Below are 14,229 nucleotides of genomic sequence, written 5' to 3'. Positions count from 1 at the left end.
GAGCGTATCGGCTCCAGGTTCCGCCGGCCTCGGTGACCAGGCGGGTGGCGGTCTTGTCGTGATATCCGAGTGCCTTCGCGATGACGGGGGCCGGGGCTTGCAGGACAAGCTGACGGCCGGGAAAGAGCCACTGTGAGCTCCTGCTGCTGGCGTAGGGCAGGTGCTGGCGGGACCGAATGTAGGCCCGCATCAGGTCGGCGACGGGCTCCCGCAGCGGGGACGGCGGGTCTCCCAGCCGGACGGTGACGACGCTCCCGTCGTCCATGACGTCGTCCTGTGGAACACCCGCTACCTCGACGCCGCCGTCGCCCAGCTCCGCGCCGAGGGCTACGACATCAAGGACGAGGACGTCGCCCGCCTCTCCCCGCTCAAGGACCGGCACATCAACTTCCGGGGCCGCTACCTGTTCAACATCAAGGCCAGCGGCCCCGGTCAGGGACTGCTCAGTGTGTGTTCTGTCGAATCCCGTCAGGGCTGAATGTTCTCCAGGTCCTCGAGGAGGCTGGGGTGCGTCGGCTGCCACCCGAGGGCCTTGCGGGTGTGGGTGCTGGACGCAGGCTGGTCCATGGCGAAGATCGGGCCGAACGGGCCGAAGGTCTCCTCCGACACCGCCTCGACCGGCAGGCCCAGCCGTCGGCCGACGACGGTAGCGATCTCCCGCACCGCGTCGCCCTCGTCGGCGACGGCGTGCCAGGCCGTCCCGGCCGGTGCCGATTCGAGGGCCAGACGGAACAGGACCGCCGCGTCGAGCGCGTGCACGGCCGGCCAGCGTTGGGTGCCATCGCCCGGGTAGCCGGCCACCCCGGTGCGGCGCGCTCGTTCGGTCAACAGGCCGGCGAATCCGCCCTGGCCCTCGTTGTGCACCGTGCGCGGCATGCGGACAGCCGTACTGCGCACACCGCGCGAGGCGAGGTCCAGCAGTGCATTGACCGAACGGCCCCGACCACCCACCGGTCCGTCGGTCGGCAGCGGATCGGCCTCGGTGGAGGCACGTCCCGGCACCCAGGGCGTGCCGGAGACCGTGACGACCGGGCGGTCGCTTCCGATGAGTTCCTGCCCCAGCGTGGCGAGCGCGGCGCTCTCCTCGGCGATGGCCTGCGCGAGAGCGTTCGGACTGCCGTAGTCGCGTCCGAACGCCAGACTGATCACGCCGTCGCACTGCGCTGCGCCGGACCGCAGGACGTCGAGGTCCGCCAGGTCTCCTCGCAGCACCTTGGCACCAGCACTTTCAAGGGCCTGCGCGGAGCCGTCCGAGCGAGCCAGTGCGAGAACGGTGTGGCCGTGGCCGAGGAGTTCGGCGACGACGGCGGAGCCGATGGTGCCGGTACCGCCGGTGACGAAGACATGCATGAGCTCTCCCTGAAAGTGATGGGACCATTGTCCCATCACTGACCCTACACGGGTGACGGGACAGGTGTCCCATCACCTATCCTGGTCGCATGGCTAGATGGCAAGCGGGGGCGACCCAGCGACTCGTCGTTGCGGCAGTCGACCTGTTCACCGAGCAGGGGTACGACGCCACCACGGTGACGCAGATCGCCGAGCGCGCCGGTGTCACCAAGAGCACCTTCTTCCGGCACTTCGCCGACAAGCGCGAGCTACTGGTCGCCGGCCAGGAGACGCTCAGCAGGCTGCTCGCCGACGGCATTACCGAGGCCCCTGCGAGCGCCAGCCCGCTCCAGGCGGTAGCAGCCGGTCTCGAGCGCGCGTCGAGCGCCATGGGACCAGCGAACCGCGAACTCGGCCCCCGCCTCAAAGCAGCCGTGGCAGCCAGCACCGAACTACAAGAGCGCGACGCCCTCAAGAGCGTCGGTCTCGCGGCCGCCATGACAGCCGCGCTCATCGCCCGTGGCGTCCCCGACCCGACCGCGCACCTGGCGGGCGAGCTGGGAGTCCTCGCCTTCAAACGGGGCTACGCCCAGTGGTCCGAAAGCGATCGCGATGACACAGAAGGGCTCGCGCCTCATGCACTGGCAGCCCTGGAGGACCTGCGCGCGGCAACGGCATCCCTGGGCTGATCAATGCCACCCGACTGTTCGCCGACCGGGCCCGGTCGTGGTCGACCTGGCGCAGGGTCATGTCGGCCAAGGCTGCTCCGATCATGCCGAGGCCGAGGCCGACCGTCAGCATGGGCACAACCGTCAACACTGGGGAGAGGCCGGTGTTGTGCTCGGTGATCAGCCACGCGTATCCACCCAGGGTGGCCGCGGCCAGCAAAGCGTCGGCCTGGGGGCGCGCCTGCCGTGCCGGACGGCCAGGCTCATCGCCAGCCAGGCGCCGGCCATCTCGCCCACCGAGGCCGTCACAAAGCCCGTCGCCGCCTGCCGCGGGGAGAGCCCGAGCCCGTCCTGCATGAACAGGGTCCACGCCAGGAAGAACACGCCGGACAGCAGCCCGAAGACCAGCTGTGCGGACAGCCCCGCGGTGAACGCCCTGCTCTTGAACAGCGCCAGGACGACGAGCGGCTCGCGGCATTGCGTGGTCCTGGCCCGCTGCTGGAGCACGAAGACCGCCAGGGTCAGCGATCCCCCGGCCATCATGAAAAGGCTCCAGGCGGGCCAGTGGTGTGCGCCGCCCACGGTGAGCGGGTAGGCGATCAGCAGCAGGCCCAGGCTGGCCAAGGTCATGCCAGCAAGGTCCAGGCGCCGGGCGGCGAGGTCGCGTGATTCGGGCAGGTACCGCAGGCCCAGGAGCACGGTCGCCACTCCGATGGGCACATTGATCAGGAAGATCGGGCGCCATCCGAGTCCGAAGAGATCGGCGCTGGTGAGCACCCCGCCCAGGACCGGTCCGGCGACGCTGCCCAGCGACATGATGGTGCCGTAGAGGCTGAACGCCTTGGCGCGGGAGCCTTCGTCGAAGGTGACATGCAAGGTGGCCAGGACCTGAGGAACCATGACCGCCGCGGCCCCGCCCTGGACGACGCGGGCAGCGATCAGCAGGGCGGGCGTGCCGGCCAGACCACAGAGCAGGGACGCCGCGGTGAAGACGCCGGTACCCAGGAGGAAGAGCCGCTTGCGGCCGTAGAGATCGCCGAGCCGCCCGCCGGTGATCAGCCCGAGGGCGAAGGTCAGTGCGTAGGCGGCGTGAATCCACTGCACCGCGGCACCGGAGGCGCCGGTGTCGTGCTGGATGGCGGGCAGGGCCGTGTAGACGACGGAGCCGTCGAGGGCGTTCATCAGCTCCGCGACCAGGACGACAACCAGCATGACGGTGCGACCCGTGCCGGGATGGGTGCCCGCGGGGGCGGAGCGGGAGGGGAGGGATGGGGTGTCAGCGGACACGACGCAGTTCCTGTTCTGATGGACAGAAGGGGGGAAAGGGGCAGGCCAGGCATGCCCGTCCCGCTTACTGCGCGACAGGAAGATTCGGGGTGCGGCAACGCCCAGGCCGAAGGGCAGACCGCTGCTGAGACGACCGCGCGCTGCTGCACAGAGCAGGGGGTCAAGTCTCATGGCCAGCGGTTCTCAGGCCTGGGAGATAGGTCATCACCTCGTGACATATGTGAACGGAGTGGACAGCACTACGAGCGGCTCAGACTACGTTCCTGATCGCGAGGCCAGCAATCGAGTTTCGCCCCCGCTGGCTCCCGCGCCGTACCGCATCACAGATCCCCGCAGTGCGAAGAAGACGTGCGCTATGGGGCGCGTGCCAGGGAACTCTTCGTACGCGCAGCGGATTTCGGGGGCCCGGCGCGGGCTCGAACCACATCATGGCTATGGGGCGCCACTCGGCTGCAATCGTGCTATCTGCATGCCCACCTCGTGCGGTCAGCACGAGCTCTGCCTCTCGCGGGGCCGACCAGGAACGACCGGAGGAGTTGGCCGGTCCCGTCATCAACCCGCGTGCCGCGGGTCCGCGGGGATTTGACGGTCGACTTCTTGCCGGGCGCACCCTTCGGCGAGCTTCGACCCTGCGGTGACCTATCACGCGCCCATGGCTTCGCCGTGATTGTTGCGCCGCCTTGGCGGCAGCGGGCGGGCCGGGCTCGACATGCGGCTGACAGCCGCCGCACCAGGGCGTTGGACACGACGGTCAGGTAGGTGATGCCGCACCGGGCAGGCGCGGGAGGGCGAGACGACCGGTTGACGTTCACGCCGCGGCGTTCGTGTTCGTGGCCTCGATGGCTCCACGCACATAGCGGCACACGGTTCCCCGAGTGCGCCCTGGAGGACGACGTTCGCTCACCGTCGCTGCGCTACCTCATCGATCGGCTCGGCCTGCGGTGGTCATCCGACCGAAGAGTGGCGATGCCGGACAAGGGACTCACCGGCCGCTGGGACAAGTACGAGGCGGAGCCCATGGCCGACCGGTTCGATGAGCAGGCCTGCGGCGACCGTGGCACCGAGCCACCTGGCCGCCCGGCCTGGGTTCCCCCTCATCCGTTCGGTCGCCGTCTGCTCGCCGCCTCCCGGGGATCCACGTGAGATGGGTTCAGTCCGGGTCCTGGATGAGAGGCGCACCGGAGGGTACGCGGAAGGTCATCGGGCAGCCCGCCCGGTGGACCGCGCAACATCGACGGCCGATCGTCCATGAACAAGCAACAACTCGCCAAGGCCCTGGGCCACTGACCGACCACCACAGCGCCCATGAGGGCCGGTTCAGCCCGCGGTCCCGACCGGGGCGCGCCACGCAATCAAGGAGAGGGATCAAGGAGAGGCATGAGCACCCACGATCCCAAGCACCAGCCCGCCCAGGACGAGGAGCACCCCGCCACGGCCGCCGACGAGGTTCTGCACGAGGCGGAAGAAGCCGAGACGAGCGTGGTGGACGACGGGGAGCGGCGGGGCAAGGACGGCGAGGCGGCCGACGCGCTGACGCCGAACGAGGACGCGCAGGAAGACGTCCACGATCGCGACGCCTGACCGCTGCCCTGGCAAGCAAGCTCCACCCGCAGTCCATGCCCCAGCCCGTGCATCCGTGCGCGGGTGCGCATCTCGGCGCCCAGTTCCCGGTTCCCGGTTCACGGTTCACTGCAAGTTCACAGCACACGGAGGCACTACGTGTTCGACAGCACCTTGGCATTGATGACCCAGGGCTACACGTGGTTGCCCGACCGGCGCCGACGCAGCCGTGGCAAGCCGGTGCAGAGCCGTCTCATGGGTAAAAAGGCTGTGGCCCTTCACGGCCCCGAAGCGGTGCGCTTCTTCTACGACGAGAATCACGTCGAACGCCACGGAGCGCTTCCGGGCCCCATTCTCGACACGCTCTTCGGACGCGGTGCCGTGCATACGCTCGACGGCCGGGAACACCGGGTCCGCAAGGCCCTTTTCATGTTCCCGCTCAAGGACCGCGACGGCCTGAAGTCCCTTGCGGAGCACCTCGGGGCCGAATGGGACCTGGCCCATCAGCGGTGGGCGGGCCGCGACCAGGTGGTGTTCTTCGACGAGGCGGGTCTGCTGCTCACGCGCGCGGTCTGCGCCTGGTCCGGCATCGCCCTTGACGATGTGGAGACCGAGGAGATGGCCCGCGATCTTGTGGCCATGGTCGACGGCTTCGCCTCTCCGGGGCCCCGCCATCTACGGGCCCGCCGCGCCCGCAGCCGTCAGGAAGAACGGCTGTCCCAGCTTGTCGAGAAGGTACGCGAGGGGTCGGAAGAGGCCCCTGCGGATTCGGTCCTTGAGGCAGTGGCCACCCACCGTGACGCCGAGGGGAAACCACTGGATGCGCATACCGCGGCAGTCGAGGTCCTGAACGTGCTCCGCCCGACGGTCGCCGTCAGCTGGTTCCTGACCTTCGCCGGGCATGCCCTGCACCGCTGGCCCGAACACCGCAAGCTCCTCGCCGATGGCGACGCGGCCTACGCACGCGCCTTCGCCCACGAGGTCCGGCGGTTCTACCCCTTCGCACCCTTCGTCGGCGGTCTCGCCGCGGCCGATCTGCTCTGGGACGGCCAGGACATTCCCGTCGGCACGATGGTCCTGCTCGACCTGTACGGGCAGAACCACGACCCGGAGCTCTGGCCGAAGCCCTACACCTTCGACCCCGGCCGTTTCGTGGGCCGCGAGCCCGACCGCGACGAACTGGTGCCCCAGGGCGGAGGCGACCCCACCACCAACCACCGCTGCCCTGGGGAGGACGTCACGCTGACGGTCCTCGAAACCCTCGTCCCCCGGCTGGCCGCACTGCGCTACGACGTGCCGGACCAGGACCTCAGTATTCCGCTGCGGCGCATCCCCACAGCACCCCGAAGCGGCTTCGTCATGACGCTCTTGCCCTAGGTGCGTCGAACCTGACGTCGTCCGCGTCGACGATGCGGGCACCCATGTTGATCTCCATCATGCGAAGAGCGGCGTCGGCCAGATCCGAGTGAATGTGGGCCACCGCGTCGCGGGGGACGGTGACCTGGAGGTGGCGGATGTGTGCGTCCAGGGCGGAATACAGGACGCACTGCTCGGTGACCTGACCGCACAGGACCACGTGATCGACGTGCTGTTGGGTGAGGAGGTAGTGGAGCGGCGTCTCGTAGAAGATGGAGTGCCGTGCCTTGATGACGAACTGTGACTTCTCGTCCGGCGCGAGCGGACGCACTAGTTCGGCGTGCGGTCCTTCGAGTGCCGTTTGCAGGATTTCTCCGTGGTGGGACCGCCACTCACCGAAATTGTCGTTGGCGTAGATGACCGGGACGCCGTGTTTACGCGCCCGTTCGACGAGCCGCACGAGGGCGGGGAGAGCAGCCTCGGCCGAGGGAAGGAGAAGGTGGGCGTCGTCGTGCTCATACGTGTTGATCATGTCGATGACGACGAGTGCGGTCTCTGTCATGCCTTCACTTTGGGTCCTTCGCGCGCCCGTCGCCGTCCGGAGCCTGCAGGGGAGCGACCACGACGGCGGCAGAGCCCGGCGGGCGAACTCGTTCCTCGGGCTCGCTTGGCAGCGCAGCCGTCGTGCACGGGCCTTCCTCGTTGCGTGCCCCGCTCGCGCGGCCCAGGTCGACGTGGTGGATTGGGTCTGGCCCTCGCGGGGCACCCGTGCCTGCCGAGGCGACACCCTTTCCGGAAGGCAGGCACACCCCCGTGACGCACCCTGACGACGCGCTCCCAGGCCGGGAAGAATCCTTCTGGATGGCCAGCTGCCCGACCACGGCCCACCCTTCCCTGGGCACTGCGGCCGAGGTGGATGTCGCCGTCGTCGGGGGCGGCATCGCGGGGTTGAGCACCGCATGGGAACTGGCCAGGGCGGGGCACAGCGTTGCCGTACTGGAGGCGGACCGGATCGCGGCCGGGGTCACCGGTTACACCACGGCCAAGGTTTCTGTGCTGCACACGCTCGTCTACGACCGGCTGCGCCGCACGCGTGGCCCCGACGCCGCCCGCTTCTACGCCCGGTCCCAGCAGGGCGCGCTCGACCGGTTGCGCCAGATCGTGGCGCAACTGGACATCGACTGCGACCTGGAGCAGCTCAGTTCGTTCACCTATGCGGCCGAACCGGGTGACGCAGAGGGCGCGAAGATCCTGCGGGCGGAGGCGAAGGCCGCCGCGGAGGCAGGGCTGCGGGCCACATACGTCGAGGAAACCGGGCTGCCGTTCCCGGTCGGCGGTGCCGTGCGCGTCGCCGACCAGGCACAGTTCCACCCCCGCAAGTACCTGCTCGCCCTCGCGGAAGACTTCCGGCGGCTCGGCGGTGTGATCTACGAGCGGACCCGGGTCACCGATCTCTCGGAGGGCTCCCCCTGCAAGGTCACCACCGAGTCCGGGCACACCGTCACCGCCCAGCACGTCGTGGTCGCCACCCACTATCCGATCTTCGACCGCGCTCTGCTCTTCTCTCGGCTCACCCCCTCCCGCGAGGTGGTGGTGGCGGCCCCCCTGCCGGTGGCCGACGATCCGGGCGGCATGTACATCACCGAGGACGAGGGCAAGCGGTCGGTACGGACAGCTCCGTACGGCGACGACGCCTCGCAACGGCTGCTCATCGTCACCGGGGAGGGCTTCACACCCGGCACCGGAGACCCCGCAGCGAGCTTCGCCCGCCTGGACGCCTGGCTGCACGAACGGTTCCCGACCGCCGGGCCGACCGCGTACCGCTGGGCCGCCCAGGACAACTCCTCCACCGACACCGTTCCGCTGATCGGGCCCCTCCACAAGGGTTCCCGGCACACCTACGTGGCCACCGGCTTCGGCGGGTGGGGCATGACCAACGGCATCCTGGCCGGGCAGCTCCTCACCGCTCACATCGCCGGGGCACCGCCGGCCTGGGCGGAGCTGTACGACCCGCGACGACTGAAGAGCGTGGTCAAGGAGGCGTCGGGGTTCCTCACGGCACAGGCGAAGGTGGCCAAGCACCTCGTCGGGGACCGGTTGACCACCGGGCACGTCGACTCGGTGGCGGAAATCGCGCCCGGCACCGGAGCGGTGGTACGGGTCGACGGCAAGCGGTGCGCGGTGTACCGGGACCCGGACGGCACTACGCACGCGGTCTCCGCACGCTGCACCCACCTGGGCTGTCTGGTGGCGTTCAACGCGGCGGAGACGTCGTGGGAGTGCCCGTGCCACGGGTCGAGGTTCGGCGTGGAAGGTGCGGTGCTCCAGGGGCCCGCGGTCCGGCCGCTGGAGGGGGTTCGCCTGCACGGCGACCGGGACGAGGACACAGGCGGAGACACGAGCGGGGGCGTCAGGCAGAGTTGAGGCCACGCCCCCAGGGGCAGACTCCCAGGTCGCGACCCCCTCTAGCCTCGTTGCCGGGCCTCCATCGTCACGGCCAGCGCGAAAAGCAACTGCCTGTCGACGGCATCCACGTGCACGGTCAGGCGATACCAGTCGTCGAACACCTTGGGCTTGTCGATGCTGAACACCAGCTCGCCCTCCCGCCCGAAGCCCTCCCGCACGAAGTCGAAGTGGTACTTGACCAGAGCCCCGGCGATCTCCCCGACCGCGTCCAGGAGCGTCAGCAGCCGCCGGGCCCGCGCCGTCGCGACGCTGCGCTCGGTACCGGTGAGCCGGCCCAGGCCAGGCTGCTCGAACTCCCAGGTCGTACGGTCGACCGACTTCTTCGGCAGCACCCCGAACGAACCGAGCAGCCTCCCCTCGTGGTCGAACGCCTCATAGCCGGTCAGAGCGGCGAGCCAACCCTTCGAGCTCTCCCGCACCGTCACCAGCTTCTCGCTGCGCCCCTCGTCACCATAGATGTCCAGCTCGTCGGACACCTTCAGCTGTTTCTCCGCGTAACCGAGAGACTTGCCCGGCTTCCCGCTCCCGTCGTCGGCGGAGATCCGGTACTTGCGCTTGAGACCGAGCGAGGTCTTGCGGATGTGGTAGATCGATGTCGGCACGCTCAACAGGGTATTCGCCCTGGCCACGACGCCCATGCCGACAAGCGGGCCGCCGCCGACCCACCCAGTCCCATCCCCAGCCGTCGTCGCGCCGCTGGCGCCATTCATCAGTGAGGCCACTGGGGCACGCTACGAACCGTTCGACACGGGACGCCAGTCCACGTCCTTGCTGGAGTCCCTTCTTCACACGGGCCCCAGGGGGCGTACGCCTGGCTGATCGCCGCATGGGCGTCGGCACGCTGGTTGTCTTCGCCAGGCCCGAGCCGAGAACATCGACGCCCCCGACCGCATCCGCTTGCAGGGGATCTAACCGACGACGAAGTCGCCGGACTGCTCAGCCTCGGCGCCACCACAGTGGACGTGGGCCAGGGCCCTGCCCCGGCTGGACGGTCGCGGCCGACCGTACGGGTTGCACCTTCCGTAGCGGCATGTGGTCCGGTGGACTCACGTCCCGGTCCCTTGGAGAAAGGTCCCTGCTCATGCCCTCGTCCTTCGTGCCACCCCGCCAGGTCAAGATCGGTGACGCGGCGGCCTTCGTCGGCAGCACGCCGCGGGCGATTCGCCACTACCACGAGATCGGGCTGCTCCCCGAGCCTGAGCGGGGCGGCGACGACCGTCGCCGCTACGGGTACGAGGACATGATCCGCCTGCTGTGGATTCGCAGGATGGCCGACGCCGGGATCGCCCTGGACGACATCCGTGACGCCTTCCCCACCGGCACGGCTTCCGCCGGTGCGGACAGCGGAGACGGTGTCGCGGGCATCCTGGAGCGGGTGGAGGAAGCCCTCGCCGAGCAGGAGGCGGAATTGCGGCGGCAGCGGACCGCCGTGCAGCGGATGCGCACCGAAGGCAGCCGGATGGGCCTGCTCTCCGACTTCGTCACCGACCGCCTCAAGAGCCTGCCCGAGGGCTCCGTGCGCCAGGCGGACCTGGACACTCTGCTGGTCACCGAGCGGATCTTCGGCCCACTCGGCGCGGCCGTCCAGGCCACCCGCTTCGTCGCCCTGGCCACGCACCCCGCTCTGCGGGAGGAGTCCGACCGCATTGATGACGCCGAGGAGGCACTCGATGACAGCGTCGCCGTCGATGATCCACGGGTGGCTCAAGTGGCCGTCGAGCGGCATGCCTTCGAAAGCGCCCTGCGGGCCGTCATCGAGGAGTCCGGCCTGGAGAAGGACGACGATGCCCTTTTCGACGCCTGGGACACTCTGCACCCCGAGGACGGCGAGGACGGCGAGGACGAGGTCGACCTCACCTCTGGCAGACGGGTGGCAAATTCCATGAACGTGTTCGAAGCCATCGGCAAGATGCCCTACGACTTCTCCCCAGCCCGCCTGCGCTGTATGGAACTGGCCGAAGAACTCTCCGTCCAAGACTCACCCCGTACCTGAACCAGGATGTCGCGGAACATGAGCATGAGCATGCGTTGCTCGATGCGTGCCTGAGTCAGCGGCGGAGGATCGCCTTCGCCCGTTTCAGCGCTTCACTTTGGTAACTCGCCATGTCGGCCAGAAACGCTTGGTCCTTCTTCGGAAGAGTGGCAATGGTTTCCTGTCGCACCCGCACGGCCGTTCCGGGGACGTCGGCCTCGATGGCACATGCCCCATCGGCCACGGCGACCGCTTTCTCGCGTTTACGGAATGCGTCTTCTGACCTCCCCTTTCGGTGTTTGTTCTCCAGGAAGTGGCGATTCAGCGAGTCACGTGCCTCCTCTGGCGTCCGGAAGGCGTACCCGCGTGCCGCCATGCACGACCGCCAGGCAGACATCGCGGCTTTGAACTCACGGGCTTTGGGCACTTTGGCGTCGAGGCGGCCGTTGAGGGCTTCGGGCGCGTAATACATACGGGCCCACACCGTGACGTCGCCGGTCAGGTCGCGGCGTGCCTCGGCGTCGCAGCCCTGTCGCCGTACCCGTACGGTCCCGATGCCCGTCGAGACGTCGTCACCAGAATTCGCGGGGCCGGAGAAGGCCAGGTCGAAGGAGCGTTTCCGGTCCGGCGGCAGGTCGGTGTAGTACGGGGCCGGTGGCGGGCCCGATGGCCGAGGCTTGGTGGCGATGGCGTAGCCATGGTCTTTACGGCCGCGGAGGTCCACGACTGCGGCGGAATCGTCGAGCGCCGTCGGCAGTGGGGCCCGCTTGGCGGGGTAGGTGAAACCCTCGTCCTTCATGCAGCGATGAACGAGCTTGTTGACCGCCGTGTCCAGCGTCTGCTGCGCTCGCGGCCAACTCCCCGACCGGGTCACCATGTCCAGTGCCTCGGTACTCAACCGCCCGCTGAACGCGGGCGGCTTCGGCAGTGGCGCCCCCGCCGTGTCCGGCTGCGCCGAAGCACAGCCGGACACGGCGGCAAGGGCCGCAAGGGCTGCAAGGGGTGCCGCGGCGAGCCACCGCTCCCTTGGGGATGGCCTCATCACCTCGGCGAGCACCAGTGGTTCGAGCTGATCGTGTCGTTGAACGCCGGGTCGTTGTAGCCGACGGGCGGCGCCGCCCCGAAGTCAGGAACCTGGTCGTTCCTGCCGAGACTGTGATAGCGGCCGGTGTAGTTGGCGCTCGTCCAGTAGTAGACCGTGCACTCCCTGCCCCGGTTGGCGATGGAACTGATGCAGTCGTTCCAGGTGCCACCACGGCACTGACTCTGCGCGAAGGACGTGAAGTTCTCGTTGTCACCCGCGACGCGGCCCCGGTTGCCGCCGTAGTTGCTGTTCACCCAGAAACACGTATCTCCGGCCGCGCAGGTGATGAGCGCCTCCGCGCTTTCGTCGGAGCTCGCCGTGGCGGGCCCTGCGGTGAGGCCGCCGAGCACCAGCAACGTGGATCCTGCGGCCGCGGCCAGCATCTTTCGCATGACTGTCCTCTCTTCCCTCATGGATGTGTGGTTCCGCTTCCTGGTGCCCCGGCGGCATGCGCGAGCGCTTGGGCGTCGGGAACCGCACCGACCCGCAATCTGGCTGGGCAGGCCCTTCTGTCATGCCGGGGTCACCGAGACCATCGGTCGTGTTCGTGCGCTCCATGCTCGCGACCGCGCTGGGCAGCCGCGATGGTTTCGGCTGTGGCCGAACTGTCGGTAAGGGAACGGCTGTTGGCAGGCGCGTGGCCGCGGTGATCAGTGGGGGAGGACACTTGTTGCGCCTGCACTTCACCGCCGAAGACCTACTGCGGGTGACGTTCGCGGCTGAGCCCGCGCCGCTGATGGAACTGGGCTTCGCCATAGCGATGCTCCAGCGCGAAGCGGTTCCGCAGTTCGCGCGCTGGCAGCGGAGGACACGGGAGTCCTTGTCGCCGGAGACGACAGCGCTGTTCAGTCTGGTGCCTCCCACCGCGCGGGGCCCGATGTTCCTCGACCCGCTCAGCAAAGGGCTCGATGAAGGCCTCGACCGGGTCCGTGCGACGCCCCTTTCCCGCGTACGGGCGGAACTCGGCCGAGTGTGCCCGGCGCACCGGCCGATCACCCCGTGGGTCAAGGAGCTCGCCGTTCACGAGCGAGAGGCCTGGCAGACCCTCGAACACGCCCTGCGTGCGGCGCACTCGGCACTGATCGACGAGCCCTGGGGCCGTATCGAGGCCGGCTTCCAGGCCGAACGCGCCTGGCGTACGAGGCTGCTGGCCAGGGACGGCATCCGTACGACGCTGGCCGGTCTCGCGGCCGGCGGCCGCTGGGAGGGGACGACGCTCGTCTTCCCCCGGCCCGATGAGACCGACGCCGGCCTATCGGGTCACGGAGTGGTGCTCTTGCCGTCCGCTTTGTGGTCCAGGCCGATGGTGGCTCTCTACGACGACGAGCCGAGCATCCTGATCTACCCGGCCGTCACTCCGCTTCCGCTTCTGGACGAGGCCCCCACCGACCCCTTGGGCGTCCTGCTGGGCCGGACGCGCGCCGCCATCCTGGACCTTCTCCCCCATGGGCACAGCACGTCGGACATCGCCAAGGAGCTGGGCATCAGCAAGTCTTCTGCCTCTGAACACACCAAGACCCTCCGGGACGCCCGTCTCATCGTGACCCAGCGCGACGGCAAGGCCGTCTGGCACTCCTGCACCCCGCTCGGCCTGGAACTGCTGCGGGGAGCGGGCACCGTCGGGTGAGCGACCCGCGCGGCCCGACACCGGGACCACCCGACACCGGGACCAGTAGAACCCCGCGCCCTCCGGAGAATCACTCCCCCTCGTTCTGGAAGGTCCGCAGCAGATCCGCCGCGACACTCACCGCGATCGTCGCGGGCTCCTTGCCGGTGATCTCGGCCAGTCCGATCGGGGTCTGGATCCGGTCGATGGTGGCGTCGTCGTGGCCGCCTTCGGTGGCGAGGCGCTTGCGGAACCGTGCCCACTTGGCCGCCGACCCGATCAGCCCCACGGAGCCGAGGTGCGTGCTGCGCAGGGCGGCGTCACAGAGGGCCGCGTCCTCGGCGTGGTCGTGGGTCATGATCAGGATGTGGGTACCGCGCGGCAGGTCTTCGAGGATCTCCTCGGGCAGCAGGGGTGTGTGGTGTACGTGAAGTTGTGCCACCGAGTCCGACAGCGCGCCGAGTCGCTTGTCGGTGAGCATGTCCGAGCGGCTGTCGATCAGATGCAGGTCGAGATCCTGGCGGGCCAGGACGCGGGCCAGCTCCAGGCCGACGTGCCCTACGCCGAAGATCGCCACCGCCCGTACCACCGGCAGTGGTTCGAGCAGGACCGAGACCGTACCGCCGCAGCACTGCACGCCGTGCTGGTTGGTCACTTTGTCGTTCAGGGCGAAATCCATCAGCTCCGGCTCCGCCTTGGCGGCGGTCAGCATCTCCCGTGCGCGGTCGATCGCGACGGCCTCCACGTTGCCGCCACCGATCGAGCCCCATGTCTCGCCGTGCCCGACGACGAGCTTGGCACCGGCGTCGCGCGGGGCATGGCCGCGCACGGTCGCGACGGTCACGAGCACGCCGGACTCCCGGCGTGCCCGCAACCGCGCGACCGCGGCGATCCACGTCAT

The 14,229-nt window shown here is 69.1% G+C and carries 14 protein-coding genes and 1 pseudogene; 8 read left to right on the top strand and 7 right to left on the bottom strand.

Annotated elements, in window-relative coordinates; translation table 11 throughout:
- Positions 1-256 precede the first annotated feature (256 nt).
- Positions 257-478: pseudogene (locus ABZ953_RS09985) on the top strand (Tn3 family transposase); the annotation flags it as partial.
- On the opposite strand, the gene ABZ953_RS09980 reads toward ABZ953_RS09985, so the two are convergent.
- Positions 469-1,350 carry an SDR family oxidoreductase gene (locus ABZ953_RS09980; protein ID WP_361719623.1) on the bottom strand — a complete coding sequence of 294 codons (882 nt, stop codon included), beginning with the start codon at positions 1,348-1,350 and terminating at the stop codon, positions 469-471. The pseudogene ABZ953_RS09985 and the gene ABZ953_RS09980 overlap by 10 nt on opposite strands.
- Before the next feature lie 89 nt (positions 1,351-1,439).
- On the opposite strand from ABZ953_RS09980, the gene ABZ953_RS09975 reads away from it, so the two are divergent.
- Entirely contained in the window at positions 1,440-2,018 is a 579-nt protein-coding gene (locus ABZ953_RS09975; protein WP_361719620.1) for a helix-turn-helix domain-containing protein, read from the top strand.
- 159 nt (positions 2,019-2,177) lie between these two features.
- Here ABZ953_RS09975 and ABZ953_RS09970 read toward each other — a convergent pair whose 3' ends face one another.
- Positions 2,178-3,284, bottom strand: coding sequence for an MFS transporter (locus tag ABZ953_RS09970; protein WP_361719617.1), 1,107 nt, complete (start codon positions 3,282-3,284; stop codon positions 2,178-2,180).
- Between the two features lie 966 nt (positions 3,285-4,250).
- Between ABZ953_RS09970 and ABZ953_RS09965 the strand changes: the two genes are divergently transcribed.
- The 3 genes from ABZ953_RS09965 to ABZ953_RS09955 all read left to right on the top strand — a co-directional run bounded on the left by ABZ953_RS09965 (position 4,251) and on the right by ABZ953_RS09955 (position 6,221).
- Complete coding sequence (locus tag ABZ953_RS09965; protein WP_361719614.1) at positions 4,251-4,427, top strand: hypothetical protein; 177 nt, start codon at positions 4,251-4,253, stop codon at positions 4,425-4,427.
- 234 nt (positions 4,428-4,661) lie between these two features.
- Positions 4,662-4,865 carry a hypothetical protein gene (locus tag ABZ953_RS09960; RefSeq protein ID WP_361719611.1) on the top strand — a complete coding sequence of 68 codons (204 nt, stop codon included), beginning with the start codon at positions 4,662-4,664 and terminating at the stop codon, positions 4,863-4,865.
- A 138-nt stretch (positions 4,866-5,003) separates the two neighbouring features.
- Complete coding sequence (locus ABZ953_RS09955; protein WP_361719608.1) at positions 5,004-6,221, top strand: cytochrome P450; 1,218 nt, start codon at positions 5,004-5,006, stop codon at positions 6,219-6,221.
- Here ABZ953_RS09955 and ABZ953_RS09950 read toward each other — a convergent pair.
- Positions 6,202-6,762, bottom strand: a complete 561-nt coding sequence (locus ABZ953_RS09950) for an isochorismatase family cysteine hydrolase (protein WP_361719605.1) — start codon at positions 6,760-6,762, stop codon at positions 6,202-6,204. The two genes, ABZ953_RS09955 and ABZ953_RS09950, sit on opposite strands and share 20 nt — an antisense overlap.
- Before the next feature lie 299 nt (positions 6,763-7,061).
- Between ABZ953_RS09950 and ABZ953_RS09945 the strand changes: the two genes are divergently transcribed.
- Positions 7,062-8,624 carry an FAD-dependent oxidoreductase gene (locus ABZ953_RS09945; protein WP_361719602.1) on the top strand — a complete coding sequence of 521 codons (1,563 nt, stop codon included), beginning with the start codon at positions 7,062-7,064 and terminating at the stop codon, positions 8,622-8,624.
- A gap of 41 nt (positions 8,625-8,665) precedes the next feature.
- Here the strand turns inward: ABZ953_RS09945 and ABZ953_RS09940 are convergent, their stop codons facing one another.
- A complete protein-coding gene (locus ABZ953_RS09940) occupies positions 8,666-9,268 on the bottom strand; it encodes a hypothetical protein (RefSeq protein ID WP_361719599.1) in 603 nt (200 codons plus the stop codon).
- Positions 9,269-9,747: 479 nt separating this feature from the next.
- Here ABZ953_RS09940 and ABZ953_RS09935 point away from each other — a divergent pair, with 479 nt between their 5' ends.
- On the top strand, positions 9,748-10,659 hold the full coding sequence (locus ABZ953_RS09935; RefSeq protein ID WP_361719596.1) for a MerR family transcriptional regulator: 912 nt from the start codon (positions 9,748-9,750) through the stop codon (positions 10,657-10,659).
- 55 nt (positions 10,660-10,714) lie between these two features.
- On the opposite strand, the gene ABZ953_RS09930 is transcribed toward ABZ953_RS09935, so the two are convergent.
- Positions 10,715-11,536: a hypothetical protein gene (locus tag ABZ953_RS09930; RefSeq protein ID WP_361719593.1), complete on the bottom strand. Its 822-nt coding sequence runs from the start codon at positions 11,534-11,536 to the stop codon at positions 10,715-10,717.
- 143 nt (positions 11,537-11,679) lie between these two features.
- Entirely contained in the window at positions 11,680-12,114 is a 435-nt protein-coding gene (locus ABZ953_RS09925; RefSeq protein WP_361719590.1) for a peptidase inhibitor family I36 protein, read from the bottom strand.
- 275 nt (positions 12,115-12,389) lie between these two features.
- On the opposite strand from ABZ953_RS09925, the gene ABZ953_RS09920 reads away from it, so the two are divergent.
- On the top strand, positions 12,390-13,349 hold the full coding sequence (locus tag ABZ953_RS09920) for a winged helix-turn-helix domain-containing protein (RefSeq protein ID WP_361719587.1): 960 nt from the start codon (positions 12,390-12,392) through the stop codon (positions 13,347-13,349).
- Positions 13,350-13,419: 70 nt separating this feature from the next.
- Here the strand turns inward: ABZ953_RS09920 and xdhC are convergent, their stop codons facing one another.
- On the bottom strand, positions 13,420-14,229 hold the full coding sequence (xdhC, locus tag ABZ953_RS09915; RefSeq protein ID WP_361720168.1) for a xanthine dehydrogenase accessory protein XdhC: 810 nt from the start codon (positions 14,227-14,229) through the stop codon (positions 13,420-13,422).

The sequence above is a fragment of the Streptomyces sp. NPDC046465 genome, from assembly GCF_040646035.1.
Taxonomy (GTDB): Bacteria; Actinomycetota; Actinomycetes; order Streptomycetales; family Streptomycetaceae; genus Streptomyces.
This window is presented reverse-complemented; position numbering and strand designations above follow the sequence as displayed.